This window comes from Acidocella sp. MX-AZ03, assembly GCF_027626035.1.
In the GTDB taxonomy this organism is placed as follows: Bacteria; Pseudomonadota; Alphaproteobacteria; order Acetobacterales; family Acetobacteraceae; genus Acidocella; species Acidocella facilis.
In genome coordinates this window covers 3,449,331-3,467,339 of sequence record NZ_CP110774.1, presented here as the reverse complement: position 1 = coordinate 3,467,339, position 18,009 = coordinate 3,449,331, and the positions used below count along the sequence as shown (strand labels likewise).

Here is an 18,009-nt window from a genome sequence, read left to right as displayed (position 1 = left end):
CATGACAGATTCTGCTTTACGAAGCCAGATGTTAGCGCTAGCAGCGACACACAACAAACCTTCCTGGAGGAAGCATGACCACCATCATCCCCGTCGCCGCTGGGTTATCGGCGGCCTGCTCGGCACCGGCGTGCTGATCAACTATATCGACCGGATCAATCTCTCCGTCGCCGCACCGCAGTTGAAGGCGGAGTTTCACCTCACCACCGCCGATATGGGGCTGCTGTTCAGCGCCTTCTTCTGGTCCTATGCGCTGACCCAGATTCCGGTGGGGATGATCCTGGATCGGTTCGGCGTCACCCGGATCGGGCGGTGGGGCACCTTCCTCTGGGCCATCGCCTCCGGTGCGGTGGCCTTCACCGGCGGGTTTGGCGGCATCTTCGTCGCGCGCATGCTGCTGGGCATCGCCGAGGCCCCGGGCTTTCCCGCCAGCGCCAAGGCCACGGGCTACTGGTTCCCGCGCCAGGAGCGCTCTGTTGCCACCGCCTTGTTTGACGCGGCGGCGAAATTCTCCAACGTCATCGGCGTGCCGCTGGTCGCCTTCGTCGTCGTCGGCTTTGGCTGGCGCTGGGCTTTGGCCTCACCGCCGCTCTCAGCTTCCTGTATTTCATCGCGTTCTACTTCATCTATCGCGACCCCTCGGCCGATCCGAAACTGAGCCGCGAAGAGCATGCCTACATACTCGAAGGCGGCGCCACGCCGGAAGGCCAGGCCGACACCAATGCCGGCGCGATGCTGGCCTATCTGCTGCGGCAGCCGAAAGTCTGGGGCTTGAGCCTGGGTTTCGCGGCCTATGGCTATAGTTTCTATCTCTTCCTCACCTGGCTGCCGGGCTATCTGGTGCAGGCGATGCATATGAGCATCATCAAATCCGCCGGCTTTGCCGCCATTCCCTGGGCCTGCGCCACCGCCGCCGACATTCTCTTCGGCGGGCTGCTGGTCGATCGTCTGGTCGCCAAAGGCTATGACGAGACCAAAGTGCGCAAGAGCGTGCTGATCATCGGCATGTTGTTCGGCCTGGCGGTGTTCGGCGCCACTCAGACCACCAATCCCGTCTGGGCGATTGTCTGGATTTCCATCGCACTGTCCGGCCTTGCCGCCTCCGCGCCGATCGGCTGGTCCATCCCCTCGCTGATCGCGCCCAAGGGCGGCACCGGCACCATTGGCGGCATCATGAATTTTCTCAACAACATGATGGGCGTCGTCGCCCCATCGTCACCGGCTTCATCGTCGGCGCCAGCAATAATTTCGAGCTGGCCTTCCTGGTGGCGGGGATTGTGCTGATCGTCGGCATCTTCTTCTATGTCGTGGTGCTGGGCCGGATCGAGCCGATCCAGGCCCCGGAGTAAGCGCATTGGCCTTCATCATTGTCATGGGTGTTTCGGGCTGCGGCAAATCCACTGTCGCCGCCATGCTGTCCGGCAGGCTGGGCTGGGATTTCACGGAAGGCGATGCGCTGCATCCGCCGGCCAATGTCGAGAAGATGCGTCAGGGCATCCCGCTGAGCGATGATGACCGCGAGCCCTGGCTGCGCGACATCGCCGCCACCATCGAGGGCTGGCGCCAGGCGGGGCAGAGCGGCATCATCGCCTGCTCGGCCCTGCGCCGGCGCTATCGCGAGATCATCGCGGCAGGGCATGATGATGTGCGCTTCGTCTATCTGCGCGGCAGCTTCACGCTGATTGAAAGCCGGCTGGCGGCGCGCCAGGGGCATTACATGCCCGTGAGCCTGCTGGACAGCCAGTTCGCCACGCTGGAAGAGCCGACAGCCGAAGAAAACGCCATCACCATCGATACCGGCGCGCCCGCGCCGGAGTTGGTGAATGAGGTGGTGGCAAGGCTGCATCTGGCCGCCTGAACAGAGGAGTGCGTAACATGCTTCACCCTGTCATTGCCGAGGTCACGGCCCGGATCATCGAGCGCAGCCGTGGGTCGCGCTCGCGCTACCTACAGCGCGTGGCGCAGGCCGCCAGCCACAAGCCCAAGCGCCATGCCTTGGGTTGCGCCAACCAGGCGCACGGCTTCGCCGGCTGCGGCGCGGGCGACAAGGCCGTGCTGCGCGACGGCGATGGCGGCAGCCTCGCCATCGTCACCGCTTATAACGACATGCTCTCGGCGCATCGCCCCTACGAAACCTACCCGGAGCAGATCCGCGAGGCGGCGCGCAAGGTTGGTGGCGTGGCGATGGTGGCGGGCGGCGTGCCGGCCATGTGCGATGGGGTGACGCAGGGCGAGGCCGGCATGGAGCTGTCGCTGTTCTCGCGGGACGTGATCGCGCTGGCAACCGGCGTGGCGCTCTCCCACAACACCTTCGATGCCGCTTGTTTCCTGGGGATTTGCGATAAGATCGTGCCCGGGCTGGTGATCGGCATGCTGAGCTTCGGGCATCTGCCCTCGGTGCTGATCCCCGCCGGACCGATGCCCTCCGGCCTGCCCAATTCCGAAAAAGCCAAGATCCGCCAGCTTTATGCGGAAGGCAAGATCGACCGCGCGGCGCTGCTGAAGGCGGAAGGCGAAGCCTACCACGCGCCGGGCACCTGCACCTTCTACGGCACCGCCAACACCAACCAGATGCTGGTCGAGATCATGGGGCTGCATGTGCCAGGCGCGGCCTTCGTGAATCCCGGCACGCCTTTGCGCGACGCGCTGACGGATTTCGCGGTGCAGCGTGTGATGAGCCAAACGGCACTGGGCGAGAATTTCCAGCCGGTGGGCCGGATGATCGATGAGCGCAGCTTCGTGAATGCGATCGTCGCGCTGCACGCCACCGGTGGGTCGACCAACCATACCATCCATCTGCTGCCGATGGCGGCGGCGGCGGGGATCACCATCACCTGGCAGGATCTTTCGGATCTGGCGGCGGTGACGCCTTTGCTGTGCCGCATCTATCCCAATGGCCAGGCCGATGTGAATCATTTCCACGCCGCCGGCGGCACCGGGTTTTTGATCCGCGAGCTGATCGAGGCCGGGCTGCTGCATGAGGATGTGGACACCATCATGGGCAAGGGGCTCTCCGCCTACATCAACGAGCCCTATCTGGAAGACGGCAAGCTCAACTGGCGCGAGGCGCCTGCATCCAGCGGGGATGAGAAAGTGCTGCGCCCGGCCGCCAACCCGTTCCAGCCGACCGGCGGGCTGAAGCTGCTCAGCGGCAATCTCGGCCAGGCGGTGGTGAAAACCTCCGCGGTGGCGGAGGAACGGCATGTGCTGGAGGCCCCCTGCCGGGTGTTCCACAGCCAGGAGGCGGTGCAGGCGGCGTTCAAGGCTGGGGAGCTGAACAAGGATGTTGTCGTGGTGGTGCGCTTCCAGGGCCGAAGGCGAATGGCATGCCGGAATTGCACAAGCTGATGCCGCCGCTTGGGGTGTTGCAGGATAAGGGCTTCAAGGTGGCGCTGGTCACCGATGGCCGAATGTCCGGCGCCTCGGGCAAGGTGCTCTCCGCCATCCACGCCACACCGGAGGCGCTGGCCGGCGGCCCGCTCGCCAAGCTGAAGGATGGCGACATCGTCCGCGTCGATGCCAAGGCCGGCACGTTGAGCGCGCTGGTGGATGCGGCTGAATGGGAGGCGCGCGCAGAGGCGCTGGCGGATCTCGATGACAGCCATCACGGCACCGGGCGGGAGCTGTTCGCCCCCTTCCGCCATCTGGTCAGCCGCGCCGATCTTGGCGCTAGCATTTTCGCCTACGAGGAGTCGCACGCATGATCCAGGAGGGTTTGGAAACCATCATGAAGCTCGCCCCGGTGATCCCGGTGGTGATCATCGATGATGTCGCGGATGCGGTGCCGCTGGCCCGCGCTTTGGTGCAAGGCGGGCTGAAGGCGATCGAAATCACGCTGCGCACGCCTGTAGCGTTGGAGGCGATCCGCGCTGTGGCGAATGAGGTTGAGGGGGCGGTGGCCGGGGTCGGCACCGTGCTCACCGCCAAGCATTACAAGCAGGCGGCGAAGGCCGGCGCGCAATTCGCCGTCTCGCCAGGGGCGACGCGCAAACTTCTGGATGCGGCGGAGGATGCGGATCTGGCGCCGCTGCCCGGCATCGCCAGCGCCTCGGAGGCGATGGTGCTGATCGAGCGCGGCTATCGGTTTGCGAAATTCTTTCCGGCCGAGGCGGCGGGCGGGGCGCCATTCCTCTCCTCCATCGCCTCGCCGCTGCCGCAGCTGCAATTCTGCCCGACCGGCGGCATCACCCCGGAGATCGCCCCGCGCTATCTGAAGCTGCCCAACGTGCTCTGCGTCGGCGGCTCCTGGATGGTGAAGAAGGAGCTGGTGGCGGCGAAGGATTGGGCCGCCATCACCAAGCTGGCGGCAGAGGCGGCCAAGCTGAAAGCTTAAAGGGGCACAGCGGATACCGCCTTTTCCAAGAAGACGGCGCCGCACCGACGCGTTGCTGCTGAACCAGACGTTGAAACTGAGCCGCCCTATCCCCCGCCTCGGCGCCGAGGCGGGACGGCAGATCGAGCATCATCCGCGCGCCCCTGCCGGGTTCACGCCGACGGGCCCGGCTTTCCGGTTGCCAGACTGGCTTTTTTACGTCATCGATTTGTCACAGAACTGTTATTGACCCGGCCGCCGGTTCAACTAACAGCAGACCCCGTTTAACCAGAAGGGTTGGATCGATGAAACGCCGTACACTCCTCGCCGCCGCGCCTGCCGGCGCCATGCTCGCCTCCGCCGCCAACGCCGCCAGCGCCCCCACCAGCATCGCGCTGTGGCACGCCATGGGCGGCGCGCTGGGCGATACCCTCCAGGCCAGCGTCGACAAATTCAACGCCAGCCAGAGCGATTATCAGGTCCAGGCCACCTATAAGGGCACCTATGCTGACCTGCTCACCGCCTCCATCGCCGCCTGGCGCGGCGGCAAGGCGCCGAGCATCGCGCAGGTGTTCGATGTCGGCACCGCCGACATGATGGCGGCCGGCCGCGCCGTGGTCGATGTGTACAAGCTCTCCGAGATGACCGGTGTCGCGATCGACCCGGCCACCTATATCCCGGCGGTGCGCGGCTATTACAGCCTCAATAACGGCAAAATGGGCGCCGCCCCTTCAACTCCTCCACCGCCGTGATGTGGATCAACAAGGACGCCTTCGCCAAGGCCGGGCTGGACCCCGAGGCGCCGCTCGCCACCTGGGACGACGTGATCAAGGCCGCGCGCGTGATCAAGGCGAAGAACGCCGCCGACATCCCGGTGATGACCTCCTGGCCGACCTGGAGCCAGTTCGAGCAGTTCGCCGCCATCCATAATGTCGAATATGCGACATTGAATGACGGCTTCGGCGGGCCGAAGCCGCAGCTGAAGATCGGCAGCGCGCCGTTCGTCAAGCAGCTGGACATGTTCCTCTCCATGCAAAAGGAAGGGCTGTTCTCCTATCAGGGCCGCGACGGCAAGCCGAGCCCGATCTTCTACGCTGGCAAGGCCGCGATCACCTTCGACAGCTCCTCGATCTACGGCCAGCTGGTGACGAGCGCCGCGTTCAAGTTCGCCGCCGCCCCCCTGCCCTACCACCAGGACATCATCAAGAGCCCGATCAACTCCATCATCGGCGGCGCGGCCTTCTGGGCGATGACCGCGCCGGGCCGCACCCCGGCAGAATACAAGGCGGCGGCCAGCTTCTTCAAATTCATCTCGCAGCCCGAGAATGACAGCGCCTGGGCCGAAAAAACCGGCTATGTGCCGGTCACCGTCGCCGGCAACCAGATGATCGAAAGCCAGGGCTTCTATGCCAAGAACCCGGGCAGCGACGTGGCAGTGAAACAGCTCACCCGCACCCAGCCCACCCCGCTCTCGCGCGGCATCCGCCTCGGCGGCATGCCGGAGGTCCGCGTGATCATCGAAGAGGAATGGGAAAAGGCGATCCAGAACGGCACCCCGGCGGCCACCGCCATGGAAACCGCGCAAAGCCGTGGCCAGGCCGTGATCAACCGTTTCGCGCAGACGCTCAAAGCCTGAGCGTGGAGCGGAAGACTCTCTTTCGCGGCTGGCTTCTGCCAGCCGCGCTTGTCGCCCCGCAATTGCTGATCACCTTCGTGTTCTTCTTCTGGCCCGCGGGCCAGGCGCTGGTGGAGAGCACGCAGGCGACGGACGCCTTCGGGCTCAGCACGATGTTTGTCGGGGCCTCGAATTTCCTCGCCCTGCTCACCGACCCGGATTATCACGCCGCGATTCTGCGCACGGCGTTTTTCTGTGTCGCCGTCACCATCCTGGCCATGGCCGCGGGACTGCTCTTCGCCAGCTTCGCCAACCGCGCCATCAAGGGCCGCTTTCTCTACCGCACCGCGCTGATCTGGCCCTACGCGATCGCGCCGGCGCTGAGCTCGGTGATCTTCGTCTTTCTGTTTCAGCCGCAAATCGGCATGATCACCAATCTGCTCGCCCGCTTCGGGGTGAATTTCAACTATACCGCCAATGGCAGTCAGGCGCTTGCCCTGGTCATCCTCATCGCCGCCTGGAAGCAGGTGAGCTATAATTTCATCTTCTATCTGGCCGCCCTGCAATCCGTGCCGCGCTCGATGCTGGAAGCCGCGACGCTGGACGGCGCGCGCGGGCTGCATCGCTTCCGCACCATGATCTGGCCGATGCTGATGCCAACCACTTTGTTCCTCAGCGTCACCAACATCGTCTATGCGGCGTTCGACACGTTCGACGTGATCTTCGCCCTCACCAGCGGCGGCCCCGGCACCTCCACCGACATGCTGGTGGTGAAGGTCTATCGCGATGGCGTGATCAATCTCGATCTCGGCGGCTCGGCCGCGCAATCGGTGTTGCTGATGGCGGGCATCATCGCGCTGACCGCCTTGCAGATGCGCCTGACCAGAGGCCGCACCACATGAAAAAACGTCCGGATTTTCTCGCCCATGCGGTTTTGCTGCTGGGCGTATTGTTGTTCATGTTCCCAATCTGGGTGGCCTTTGCCGGGGCCACGCAATCCGCCGCGGCGATCAATCGCGGGGCGATATCACTGGTGCCGGATTTCAGCAAGCTCGGCGTGTTCGTGCAGGCGCTCAGCTTCAGCAACGCCAACGCGCCGGTCTGGCACATGCTGCTGGTCAGTTTTTTCATGGCGCTCGCCATCGCCATCGGCAAGATCGTGATCTCGGCCCTCTCCGCCTTCGCCATCGCGTTCTTCCGCTTTCCGCTGCGCATGGTGGCGTTTTGGCTGATCTTCATCACGCTGATGCTGCCGATCGTGGTGCGCATCGTCCCCACCTACGCGGTGATGTCCGACCTGCATCTCATCGACACCTTCCCCGGCCTGACCCTGCCGCTGATCGCCTCGGCGACGGCGACCTTGCTGTTCCGGCAGATCTTCATCGCCGTGCCGGACGAGTTGGTGGAGGCCGCCAAGCTGGATGGCGCCGGGCCGATGCGGTTTTTCTGGGACGTGCTGCTGCCGGTCTCGCGCGCCAATATCGCGGCTTTGTTCGTGATCGAATTTGTTTATGGCTGGAACCAGTATCTCTGGCCGCTGCTGGTGACGACCAAAGGCGGGCTGAATACCATCGTCATCGGCATCGTTCAGATGATCACCGGCGACCAGCTCATTCCCTGGAATCTTGTAATGGCCACCACGATCCTTGCCCTGCTGCCGCCCATCCTGGTGGTGCTGGCAATGCAGCGCTGGTTCGTGGCCGGGCTGACGGAGGCGGATAAATAATGGCCACACTCGAACTGCAAGGCCTGGCCAAAAGCTTCGGCAACACCAAGGTGCTGCACGGGCTGGATGTGAAGTTGGACGATGGCGAGATGCTGGTGATCGTCGGCGGCTCGGGCTGTGGCAAATCCACGCTGCTGCGCCTGGTCGCGGGGCTGGAGAGCCCGACCGCCGGGCGCATCCTGCTGGACGGCAAGGACATCACCCATGTCGACCCCTCCAAGCGCGACGTGGCGATGGTGTTCCAGAATTACGCCCTCTATCCGCATATGAGCGTGTTCGAGAACATGGCCTACGGGCTGAAGCTGAAAGGGATGCCCAAGGTGGAGATCGCCAAGCGGGTGGAAGAGGCGGCGGACACGCTCTCGCTTTCCGCTCTGCTCGGCCGCAAGCCGGGACAGCTCTCCGGCGGTCAGCGCCAGCGCGTCGCCATGGGCCGCGCCATCGTGCGCGAACCGAAGCTGTTTCTGTTCGATGAGCCGCTCTCCAACCTGGATGCGAAGCTGCGCGTGCAGGTGCGCGCCGATATCCGCAAGCTGCAGAAGCGCCTCAACGTCACCAGCCTCTATGTCACCCACGACCAGGTGGAGGCGATGACGCTGGCGGACCGGCTGGCGGTGATGGAGCAGGGCGTGGCCGCACAGATCGCCACGCCTTTGGAAGTGTTCGCGCGCCCGGCGGACCAGTTCGTCGCCGGCTTCATCGGCGATCCGTCGATGAATTTCTGCAAGGCGGTGCTGTGCGCCGGCGGCCATGGCGCGAAGCTGGCGGCCGGGCCGGAGGTGGCGCTGCCGGGCGAGGCGTCCTGGGGCGCAGAGGGCATGGCGGTGATGCTGGGCATCCGCCCGCAGCACGTGGTCATCGAGCCCGGCACCGGGCCGCTGGGCTTTGCCGTGGCGCTGGAGGAGCCGCTGGGCTCGGAGGCGCTGCTGCACGGCACGCTGCCGGATGGCGAGGCCTTCCGCATCCGCGTCCCCTACCCTGCCCCGCAAGCGACGGCGTTGACCATCAGCCTGCCGGCGGCGCATCTGCATCTATTTGACGCGCAGACCGGCAAGCGCCTGGAAATCGCTTAAAAACAAGAGTTTTTTGGTGCCGCTTTTTTGCAAAAAAGCGGCGAAAACGTTTGGGTGTTGGCAACGCCGTTGCCAACACCCAAACGTTTGTGGGGACTTTTTGAAAAAAGTCCCCACACCCCCAAAAACTTTTGGAACTTCAACGCCGCAGCGCGGTCACGAACCCGGGCTGCGCCGGCTCCTCGCCGCGCGCATCGAGAATTTCCAAGGCCAGATCTGGAACATCGGTGATGATCCCATCCACGCCTAGATCCAGCATCCGCTCGAAATCGGCTGGCTCATTCACCGTCCATGGTATCACCGTCAGCCCCAGCGCCTTCGCCTCCGCCAACTGTGCTTCATCCAGCATCTCATGAAACGGCGCCCACACCACCGCTCCGGTGCTCGCCACCGCGCGCGGCACGCTATTGCCATGCGCCGCCAGGCTGGTGCCGCCAAACCAAAGATCGGCCGTCGCCACACTGCCCGGCTCGGTCAGGCAGCAGCGACGCAGCTCCGGCGCTTGTTTCTTGGCTTCCTCCAGCACCCGCCAATCGAAGCAATAAAGCACGCTGCGCTCAACCGCCCCCACCGCGCGTAAGCCGGCCAGCGTATGCGCCACCAATTCGGCGGGCGGCAGCATCGCCTCCGGACGATCCGGAAAGCTCTTGATCTCCACAAGCAAATCCAGCGGCTCGCAAACCTCAAGCACGGCATCGAAGCTCGGAATCCGCGTGCCGTCCCGCGCAATCTGCCCCGCAAACCGCGCCGCGTAGGCTGAGCCGTCCCGCAGCCGGCCGACATCGTAGCCTTGCAGCTCGGCGAAACTCAGATCCCGCAGCAAAGGCGCATCGGCGCCGACATAAGCGCCCTGCCTGTCCCGCGCCACATCCTGGTTCAGCCTTGGGTCATGATGCACCACCACCACGCCATCCTTGGTGACGCCGACATCAAACTCCACGCCGGTCAACTCCAGCGCATTCGCCAGCCCGAAGCCGGACAAGGCATTTTCCGGCAGCAGCCCACGCGCCCCGCGATGGCCAAAAATCGCAACCATGGTCTCACTCTCGATCTTGTTTGCGGCGAGACTAACCCAACAAGGCGCGGCTCAAAAGCCACGCTTCAGCGACATCACGGCTCAGCCGGGGGCGTGCGCGCTCCAGCCGGTGGCTTCGTCATAGGCCTGGCCGAGCCGCAGCACGCCCAGCTCATCGCGCGGGCGGCCGATCAGCTGCATGCCCATCGGCAGGCCCTGCGCGTTGAAGCCGACGGGCACGTTCAGCGCCGGCAGGCCGGCCAATGTTACGGGTGTCACCACCTGCATCCAGCGATGATAGCTGTCCATCGCCACGCCATTGATGGCGCGCGGCCAATGGGTTTCCACCGGGAAGGGAAAAGCTGCGCGCTCGGCAGCGCCAGATAGTCATAGCGCGCGAAAAGGTGCAGCGCCTGCTGCATCCAGAGTGTGCGCGTCTCGATATACCGCGCCACATCCAGCCCGGAGAGGCGCAAGCCCTGCTCGACCTCCCATTGCGCTTCGGATTTCAGCAGATCGCGCCGATAAGGATCGCGGATCACATCGTTGAAGCGATGCGCGATGCTCCAGGCCCGCAACCCCGCCCAGCTCTCCCAGATGCGCTCCGCATCGAAGCCAAGGGACGCCGCTTCCGCCACCAGCCCGCGCGGCTGCAACGCCTGCAAGCCGGCCTCGCACAGCGCCAGAATGCCGGGCTCCATCGGCAGCGCGCCGCCGAGATCACCAAGCCAGCCGATGCGCGCGCCGGTCAGGTCGGCTTGCAAAAGCTCATGATACGTACATGGCTTTTCCGGCCAGGTCACCGGGATTGCGGGGTCTGCCCCGGCCTGCACGGAGAGCAGCAGAGCCAGATCCGGCACATTGCGCGCCATCGGCCCCAATGTCGCCAGAGACAGGCTGAAGGCATCCGGGCTGGGATCGGGGATCAGCCCCGGGCTGGGGCGCAGGCCAAACACATTGTTGAAGGCGGCCGGGTTGCGCAGTGAGCCGCCATGGTCGCTGCCATCGGCCAGGGCCAGCATCCGTGCCGCCAGCGCCACCGCCGCCCCGCCGCTGGAGCCGCCGGCCGTCATCTCGGGCTTGTAGGCATTGCGGGTGGCGCCGAATAAAGGGTTGTAGGTTTGCGAGCCGAAGCCGAATTCCGGCACGTTGGTCTTGCCGATAATCAAAGCCCCGGCCTGGCGCAGCCTTGCCACCATCGGGCTGTCAGCTTCGGGAATGTTTTCCGCATAGAGCGGCGAACCATAGGTGGTGCGAATGCCGACAGTCTCTTCCAGATCCTTCACCGCGAAAGGCAGGCCGTGCAGCGCGCCCGGCTTTTCGCCCGCGGCCAGTTTTTCATCCGCCGCGCGTGCCAGCGCCAGCGCCTCCGCTTCCGGCAACAGGCTGACGACAGCATTGAGGCGGGGATTGACCAGCGCCAGGCGCTGGTAGGTGGCCTTCATCACCTCAACGGCGGATACCCGTTTTTCAGCGATGGCGGCAAGCAATTCACGGGCGGTCAGGCCCAATAGATCCGGCATGGTCGGCGCAAACCTCGTTCAAAGCTCGACAATGCTAGGCTAGGTCTTCGCATTTAATCAACCCGCCGAGCGACCGCTGAAAGGATCCACAGAAAAATGAAAGATCACGCCGTTTCTGACCAAATTTCGACGAGGCGCCACCTGATGTACAGTCGCCGCACCGTCGCCTACATTCCCGCACCTCTGAATTTTTACGGCGGTTCGATGAGTTTTCTGTTCAAGCATGAGAGCGAGCAGCGCGCGATCTGGGAAGCGGCCTTCGCCGCAGCGCTGCCGGCGCTCGAATTTCGCGCCTGGCCGGAATGCGGCGCGCCGGAAGAGATCCGCTATCTGCTCTTCTACAAGCCGATCGAAAATCTTCAGCAATTCCCTAATCTCGAGCTGGTCTTCACCACCAGCGCCGGCGCCGATCAGGCGCTCAAGCTGGACCTGCCCGCGCATGTGAAACTGGTGCGAATGATCGAACCGGCGCTGACCGGCGGCATGGTCGAGTATGTCGTCGGCTCAGTGCTGATGCAGCACAGACAGATGCCGGCCTATCTCAACGCGCAGGCGCAGCGGCGCTGGGCGCCGTTGGATGTGCCCCTGCCAGGCGCCCGGCGCGTCGGCATCATGGGGGCGGGTGTGCTCGGTCAGGCCTGCCTGGAGGCGCTGCGCCCGTTCGGTTTTCCGCTCTCCGTCTGGAGCCGTACGACGAAACACCTGGCCGGCGTGACATCCTACACCGGCCCGGATGAGCTGCCCGCCTTCCTGGCGCAGACGGATATCTTGATCTGCCTGCTACCGCTCACCCCGGCCACCACCGGCATCCTCAACCAGTCTCTGTTCGCGGCCCTGCCGCGCGGCGCCAGCCTGATCCATGTCGGGCGTGGCGGGCATCTGGTGGAGGCCGATCTGCTGGCGGCGCTGGAGGCCGGGCAGCTCAGCCACGCCATTCTGGACGTGCTGCCGCAGGAGCCGCTGCCGCACAGCTCCCCGCTCTGGGCGCATCCGCAGATCTGGATCACCCCGCATATCGCCAGCGACACCCAGGCGCAAAGCGGCGCTGTGGCGGTGATCGAGAACCTCAAGCGCCACTTTGCCGGGCAGGCGATGATCGGCGAGGTGGACCGCCAGACCGGCTATTGAGCTGCGCGCCCGCTCAGCGCATGCTTCATTCCGGGACCGGCGATAAGCCGGCCCGCAAACATGCACCAAGACCAGGGAGGTGCCGGCATGAGCCGCATTTTTGAAACCGACCTCGACCGCGATCCGGCGAATTTCGTGCCGCTCTCGCCGCTCAGCTTCCTGCGCCGGGCGGTGCGGATTTTCCCGGACAAGATCGCCGTCACCCATCACGACCGGGCCTATAGCTACACCCAGTTCGCCGACCGCGCGCGACGCTTCGCCAGCGCCATTATGGCGGCGGGCGTCAAGCCGGGCGAGGCGGTGGCGGTGCTCTCACCGAACGGGCCGGTGGCGCTGGAGGCGCATTATGCCGTGCCGCTGGCGGGCTGCGTGCTCTCGATGATCAACACGCTGCTGGACGCGCCAGCCATCGCCTTCATCCTGGAGCATGCCGAGGCGAAATTGCTGCTGGTGGACCGGGAATGGGCGCCGAAAGCGCAGGCCGCGCTGGCCCTGCTGGCCAACCCGCCGATCCTGGTGGAAATCGCGGACGAAGCCGCCCCGCCCGGCCTCACCCTCGGGGCGCCGGAATATGAGGACTGGATCGCCCCGCATCCCCGGCCCCCTGGCGTCTGCCAGCGGATGAGTGGGAGGCGATTGCGGTGAATTATACCTCCGGGACCACCGGCAATCCGAAGGGCGTGGTCTATCACCATCGCGGCGCCTATCTGGGGGCGCTCAGCGTCGCCTTCATGGTCAATCTGACGCAGGAGTCCGCCTATCTCTGGACGTTGCCGATGTTCCATTGCTCGGGCTGGACCTACACCTGGGCGGTCACCGCGTTGGGGGCACGCATGTCTGCCTGCGCAAAATCGATCCAGCGGCGATTTTCGAGAAAATCGAGCGTCATTACGTCACCCATATGTGCGGCGCGCCGATCGTGCTGGGGATGCTGATCAACGCGCCGGAGGGGGTGAAGCGGGTGCTGGCGCGGCAGGTGATCGTCGCCATCGCCGGGGCGGCGCCGCCGAGCGCGATCATCGAAGGCACCGAGCGGCTGGGGTTTTCGGTGCGGCATGTTTACGGGCTGACGGAAGTCTACGGCCCCTCGGCTTTGTGCGAGCCGCAGCCGGACTGGCAGGAACTGGACCTTACCGCCCGCGCCCGGCTCACCGCCCGCCAGGGCGTGCCCGGCATCACCCAGGAGGATTTGAGCGTGCTGGACCCGCAAGGCGCCACGGTGCCGGCGGATGGAAGAACCATCGGCGAGCTGGCCTTCAAGGGCAATGTGGTGATGAAGGGCTATCTGAAAAACCCGAAGGCCACGCGCGAGGCGTTCCGCAATGGCTGGTTCCTCACCGGAGATCTCGGCGTGCTGCATCCTGATGGCTATGTCGAGATCAAGGACCGCGCCAAGGACATCATCATTTCCGGTGGCGAGAATATTTCCTCGCTGGAGGTGGAGGAGGTGCTGTATCGCCACCCAGCGGTGCGCGAGGCGGCGGTGGTGGCGGTGCCGGACGAAAAATGGGGCGAGGTGCCGCTGGCGGTGATCGCGCTGAAGGAGGGGGCGCAGGTGAACGAGGCGGAGCTGACTTCATTCTGCCGCGCGCATCTGGCGGGGTTCAAAATCCCGAAGCTTTATCGCTTCGATGAATTGCCGAAAACCTCAACCGGCAAAATCCAAAAACACATTCTGCGCGCCAAAGCCCTTAAGTCTCTGGCCTGAAGTCGCAAAAGTTTTTGGGGGTTTGGGGACTTTTTTCAAAAAGTCCCCAAAAAACTTTTACCCCGTAATCCCCGCGGCCGCGAGCACGGCCAACGTCATCAGCTCGCTGGCATTCGCACTCATCGAGGCAATCTGCACCGGCTGTTCCATATTGATCAACAACGGCCCGATGATCCGCTCCCCGCCCAGCTCACGCAGGAGCTTGGCCGAGATGTTCGCCGATTGCAGCCCCGGCATCACCAGCACATTGGCCGGGCCGGAGAGGCGGCTGAACGGGTATTTCTTCATCGCGGCCGCGTTCAACGCCACTTCCGGCGTCATCTCGCCCTCATATTCGAACGCCACCTGGCGCTGATCCAGCTCCAGCACCGCCTCGCGGATATGCTCGATCCATTTGCCCTGCGGATTGCCGAAATTCGAGTAGGACATGAAGGCCACGCGTGGCTCATGCCCCATGCGGCGCGCCACCTCGGCGGTCTGGGTGGCAATGTCAGCCAGCTGGCTCGCCGTCGGGCGCTCATTCACCGTGGTGTCGGCCAGGAACACCGTATGGTTGCGCCCCACCATCAGATGGATGCCGAACGGCGTATGGCCGGGCTTCGGTCCGATCACCTTCATCACATCGATCATCGACTGGCGGAAGGGCCTCGTCAGGCCGGTCACCATCATATCCGCCTCGCCCAGCGCCACCAAAAGCGCGCCAAAAATATTGCGGTCACGGTTCACCAGCCGCTCCACGTCGCGGCGCAGGAAACCCTTGCGCTGCAGCTTGGCGTAGAGATGGTCCACCATCTGCGGCACCAGCTTGGAGTGGCGGCTATTATGCAGCTCGAAGCCGTTCGGATCGGCAACCCCGAGCTGGCGCAGCATCTCACGCGTCTCATCCACCCCCACCAGCACCGGGGTGCCATAACCGCCCTCCTTGAAGGCGATGGCGGCGCGCAGCACCACATCCTCTTCCGCCTCGGCGAAGACCACGCGCTTGGGCTTGGCCCGCGCCTTCTCATAGGCCGAAGCCAGCACCGCATCGGTCGGGTTGAGCCGGGCGCGCAGGCTTTCGCGATAGGCCTGCATGTCGGTGATCGGCTTGCGGGCGACACCGCTATCCATCGCCGCCTGCGCCACGGCGGGCGGCAAGGTCTCGATCAAACGCGGGTCGAAGGGGTGGGGATGATGTAGTCCGGGCCGAAATGATGCGTGACGCCATAAGCGGCGGCGACATCCTCATGCACCTGCTGGCGCGCCAGGTCCGCCAGCGCACGGGCGGCGGCCATCTTCATCTCTTCATTGATCGTGGTCGCCCGCACATCCAGCGCGCCACGGAAAATGAAGGGGAAACCAAGCACGTTATTCACCTGGTTGGCATAATCCGAACGGCCGGTGGCGATAATCGCATCCGGTGCCGCTTCCAGCGCATCCTCCGGTGTGATCTCCGGGTCCGGGTTGGCCATGGCGAAGATGATCGGCTGCTTCGCCATCTTCTTCACCATCTCCTTGGTCAGCGCGCCGGCGACGGAGAGGCCGTAAAACACGTCCGCCCCTTCGATCGCCTCGGCCAAAGTGCGTGCATCCGTCTCCGCCGCATGGGCGGATTTCCACTGATTCATCCCCTCGGTGCGGCCTTTATAGATCACGCCCTTGGAATCGCAGAGAATGACATTATTCGGCTTCACCCCCAGCGCCTTGGCCAGCTCGGTGCAGGAGATGGACGCCGCGCCGGCGCCATTCACGACGATCTTGATGTCCTTAATATCGCGCCCGGTCAGGTGGCAGGCATTGATCAGCCCGGCGGCGGAGATGATCGCGGTGCCATGCTGGTCGTCATGAAACACCGGGATGTTCATCTTCTCGCGCAACGTCTGCTCGATGACGAAGCATTCCGGCGCTTTGATGTCTTCCAGATTGATGCCGCCGAAGCTCGGCTCCATCAGCGCCACGGCGTCGATGATCCGGTCCACATCCTCGGAGGCCAGCTCAATGTCGATGGAGTCGATATCGGCGAAGCGCTTGAACAGCACCGCCTTGCCTTCCATCACCGGCTTGGAGGCGAGCGCGCCGAGATTGCCGAGGCCGAGAATGGCGGTGCCGTTGGAAATCACCGCCACCAGATTGCCCTTGGCGGTGTAGTCATAAGCCTTGTCGGGCTCGGCGGCGATGGCCTTCACCGGCACGGCCACACCCGGCGAATAGGCCAGCGCCAGGTCGCGCTGGGTCGCCATCGGCTTGGAGGCGATGATCTCGATCTTGCCGGGGCGGCCGATCTCGTGGAAATCCAGGGCTTCGCGCTCGGAAATATGCGGCCGGTTTGCCATGTCAGGCTCTCCTCTTATCGTTGGGGGCGGTGGCCCGGTCGAGTTTGATACCGGGGGCTCGCATCCGGCGCAACTGCGCCACCGCCCGGCGCTCAGCGGCGCCGCGCCTTGGCCTGGTAGAGGGCGGTATCGGCGGGCGCCAAAGCAGCATCGCAGCTGCGCGCCCCGGGGTCGATTCCGGCGATGCCGATGCTCACCTGATAGGGCAGCACGATCTGCGCCAGGCTTGCTGGGCTGGTGCTCACCGCTTGCTTCAGCCGCGCCGCCAGCATCACCGCCGCGGGCTCGTCCATCTCAGGCAGCAACACCGCGAATTCATCGCCGCCGAGGCGGCCGATGACATCGTCGGCACGCAGGTTCTTGCGCAACAGATCGGCGAAATGCCGGATCACCGCATCCCCTGCGGCATGGCCGGCGCTATCATTGATCGCCTTGAAGCGGTCGATATCGATCATCATCACACTGGCCTGCGCCAGCCGGCCCTGGCGCAGCTCGGCCAGCAGGGCGCTCATGCGGCTGCGGAAATGCCGGCGGTTGGGCAACTGGGTCAGATCATCCAGATCCGCCAGCACTTGCAGCTCCATCTCCACCTGCTTGCGGGCGGTGATGTCCGTCGTGGTGCCCACCATGCGCAGGGCGCGCCCGGCCGCGTCCCGGCTGATCACCCGGCCCCGGCTCAGCACCCATTTGAAGCTGCCATCCTTGCAGCGCAGCCGATGCTCGACCTCATAGAAAGCGGTGCGCGCCTCGAAATGCGCCTGCATCGTCGCCTGGACATAGGCCAGATCCTCAGGATGCACCCGCAAATAGGCGGTTTCGATCTGGTTGCTCAGTTCCCCGGGCGTATAGCCGAGGATGGCGTGCCAGCTGGCGGAGTACCAGATGTCACCGGTGACGATATTACGGTCCCACACACCGGTGCCGCTGCCCTCAATGGCGATTTCCCAGACATCCGGCGAGGGCGGCGTCATTGCCTGTCGATCACCTTCGCCCTCGGGCAAAGGCTGTGCGTCTGGGGTCTTGAACGCATGCGACAAGGCCGGCTCCTGCTCCTACTCACCCTTCACGCCCACCAGCTGCCACCGACGGTCCTGGCGCAGCGCGAGAGTTGGAGCCTAGCGCATTGGTTTTCAATCAGGAAGCGTGGAAATGCCGGCAGGGAGCGGCAAGCCGTCATTGGCCTCGGCATGGATGCGGATGGTCACGTCCACCGCCGCGCCATGGGTGGTCAGCAGATCCTGCAGCAGCGTCAGCAGCGTCTCGCGCGAAACATGCAGGTCCACGATCTGGCGGGGTGTGCATTCATAGATCAGATGCGAATGCGGGTGGGGGATCGTATCATATACCGGCTCCGTCGCCGCGCAGGGCACGCGGCCGATCAGTCTATGGCGGGCGAGACGCTGCAGATGGTGTTCCAGCTCCCGCTTCGGTGTGGCATCGCCCTCGCGCGCCAACGTGGCGGCGGTGATATGCGTCTCCTCCCTATTGCGCAGCGTCATCAAAAGCCGCGTCAGCGTGTCATCATCTGGCAAGCGGGCGCGACGCAGGGCGGCGCGGCAGTCGGATTTTGTCGTGGTTTTCATGCAAGGCCCCTTCG

The 18,009-nt window shown here is 64.6% G+C and carries 18 protein-coding genes and 3 pseudogenes; 14 read left to right on the top strand and 7 right to left on the bottom strand.

Features of this window, described 5'->3' with window-relative positions; all coding sequences use genetic code 11:
• The first annotated feature begins 1 nt into the window (after window position 1).
• The 10 genes and pseudogenes from GT370_RS21750 (at window position 2) to GT370_RS19100 (ending at window position 8,726) form a co-directional block, all read left to right on the top strand.
• Window positions 2-1,284: pseudogene (locus GT370_RS21750) on the top strand (MFS transporter).
• Between the two features lie 70 nt (window positions 1,285-1,354).
• Window positions 1,355-1,858: a gluconokinase gene (locus GT370_RS19140; protein WP_008495368.1), complete on the top strand. Its 504-nt coding sequence runs from the start codon at window positions 1,355-1,357 to the stop codon at window positions 1,856-1,858.
• Between the two features lie 17 nt (window positions 1,859-1,875).
• A pseudogene (edd, locus tag GT370_RS19135) lies at window positions 1,876-3,704 on the top strand (phosphogluconate dehydratase).
• Entirely contained in the window at window positions 3,701-4,333 is a 633-nt protein-coding gene (gene eda / locus GT370_RS19130) for a bifunctional 4-hydroxy-2-oxoglutarate aldolase/2-dehydro-3-deoxy-phosphogluconate aldolase (protein WP_270183568.1), read from the top strand. Before edd ends, eda begins: the two are co-directional and overlap by 4 nt.
• Window positions 4,334-4,385: 52 nt before the next feature.
• Entirely contained in the window at window positions 4,386-4,562 is a 177-nt protein-coding gene (locus tag GT370_RS19125) for a hypothetical protein (RefSeq protein WP_270183567.1), read from the top strand.
• 55 nt (window positions 4,563-4,617) lie between these two features.
• Entirely contained in the window at window positions 4,618-5,064 is a 447-nt protein-coding gene (locus GT370_RS19120) for a hypothetical protein (RefSeq protein ID WP_270183566.1), read from the top strand.
• On the top strand, window positions 5,064-5,948 hold the full coding sequence (locus tag GT370_RS19115; protein ID WP_270183565.1) for an extracellular solute-binding protein: 885 nt from the start codon (window positions 5,064-5,066) through the stop codon (window positions 5,946-5,948). Before GT370_RS19120 ends, GT370_RS19115 begins: the two co-directional genes overlap by 1 nt.
• A 2-nt stretch (window positions 5,949-5,950) precedes the next feature.
• Window positions 5,951-6,829: an ABC transporter permease subunit gene (locus GT370_RS19110; protein WP_008495366.1), complete on the top strand. Its 879-nt coding sequence runs from the start codon at window positions 5,951-5,953 to the stop codon at window positions 6,827-6,829.
• Window positions 6,826-7,653 (top strand): sn-glycerol-3-phosphate ABC transporter permease UgpE, encoded by an 828-nt coding sequence (gene ugpE, locus GT370_RS19105; protein ID WP_008495365.1) that lies wholly within the window; start codon window positions 6,826-6,828, stop codon window positions 7,651-7,653. Before GT370_RS19110 ends, ugpE begins: the two co-directional genes overlap by 4 nt.
• Window positions 7,653-8,726, top strand: a complete 1,074-nt coding sequence (locus tag GT370_RS19100; protein ID WP_008495364.1) for an ABC transporter ATP-binding protein — start codon at window positions 7,653-7,655, stop codon at window positions 8,724-8,726. The genes ugpE and GT370_RS19100 overlap by 1 nt, the downstream gene beginning before the upstream one ends.
• Before the next feature lie 139 nt (window positions 8,727-8,865).
• On the opposite strand, the gene GT370_RS19095 is transcribed toward GT370_RS19100, so the two are convergent.
• The 3 genes from GT370_RS19095 to GT370_RS19085 all read right to left on the bottom strand — a co-directional run bounded on the left by GT370_RS19095 (window position 8,866) and on the right by GT370_RS19085 (window position 11,264).
• A complete protein-coding gene (locus GT370_RS19095; protein WP_008495363.1) occupies window positions 8,866-9,762 on the bottom strand; it encodes a glycerophosphodiester phosphodiesterase family protein in 897 nt (298 codons plus the stop codon).
• Window positions 9,763-9,843: 81 nt separating this feature from the next.
• Window positions 9,844-10,050, bottom strand: coding sequence for an amidase family protein (locus GT370_RS19090; RefSeq protein WP_270183564.1), 207 nt, complete (start codon window positions 10,048-10,050; stop codon window positions 9,844-9,846).
• Window positions 10,017-11,264 carry an amidase gene (locus tag GT370_RS19085; RefSeq protein WP_270183563.1) on the bottom strand — a complete coding sequence of 416 codons (1,248 nt, stop codon included), beginning with the start codon at window positions 11,262-11,264 and terminating at the stop codon, window positions 10,017-10,019. Before GT370_RS19085 ends, GT370_RS19090 begins: the two co-directional genes overlap by 34 nt.
• Before the next feature lie 144 nt (window positions 11,265-11,408).
• Here GT370_RS19085 and GT370_RS19080 point away from each other — a divergent pair, with 144 nt between their 5' ends.
• From GT370_RS19080 to GT370_RS21735, 4 genes and pseudogenes are all read left to right on the top strand, one after another.
• Window positions 11,409-12,392 carry a 2-hydroxyacid dehydrogenase gene (locus GT370_RS19080; RefSeq protein WP_008495360.1) on the top strand — a complete coding sequence of 328 codons (984 nt, stop codon included), beginning with the start codon at window positions 11,409-11,411 and terminating at the stop codon, window positions 12,390-12,392.
• Window positions 12,393-12,479: 87 nt separating this feature from the next.
• A complete protein-coding gene (locus GT370_RS21745) occupies window positions 12,480-13,037 on the top strand; it encodes an AMP-binding protein (RefSeq protein ID WP_442865467.1) in 558 nt (185 codons plus the stop codon).
• Window positions 13,034-13,620, top strand: a pseudogene (locus tag GT370_RS21740) (AMP-binding protein); the annotation flags it as partial. The gene GT370_RS21745 and the pseudogene GT370_RS21740, both read left to right, overlap by 4 nt.
• A gap of 45 nt (window positions 13,621-13,665) precedes the next feature.
• Window positions 13,666-14,100 (top strand): AMP-binding enzyme, encoded by a 435-nt coding sequence (locus tag GT370_RS21735; RefSeq protein ID WP_442865549.1) that lies wholly within the window; start codon window positions 13,666-13,668, stop codon window positions 14,098-14,100.
• A 57-nt stretch (window positions 14,101-14,157) separates the two neighbouring features.
• Here the strand turns inward: GT370_RS21735 and GT370_RS21730 are convergent, their stop codons facing one another.
• The 4 genes from GT370_RS21730 to GT370_RS19060 form a co-directional block, all read right to left on the bottom strand.
• A complete protein-coding gene (locus GT370_RS21730) occupies window positions 14,158-15,249 on the bottom strand; it encodes a phosphate acyltransferase (protein WP_442865466.1) in 1,092 nt (363 codons plus the stop codon).
• Window positions 15,246-16,412, bottom strand: coding sequence for a malic enzyme-like NAD(P)-binding protein (locus tag GT370_RS21725; protein WP_442865465.1), 1,167 nt, complete (start codon window positions 16,410-16,412; stop codon window positions 15,246-15,248). The genes GT370_RS21730 and GT370_RS21725 overlap by 4 nt, the downstream gene beginning before the upstream one ends.
• A 92-nt stretch (window positions 16,413-16,504) precedes the next feature.
• Window positions 16,505-17,449 (bottom strand): GGDEF domain-containing protein, encoded by a 945-nt coding sequence (locus GT370_RS19065; protein ID WP_144052829.1) that lies wholly within the window; start codon window positions 17,447-17,449, stop codon window positions 16,505-16,507.
• Window positions 17,450-17,542: 93 nt separating this feature from the next.
• The gene (locus GT370_RS19060; RefSeq protein WP_008495355.1) at window positions 17,543-17,995 is read right to left on the bottom strand and encodes a hypothetical protein; all 453 of its coding nucleotides are present in this window, start codon (window positions 17,993-17,995) and stop codon (window positions 17,543-17,545) included.
• Window positions 17,996-18,009 lie beyond the last annotated feature (14 nt).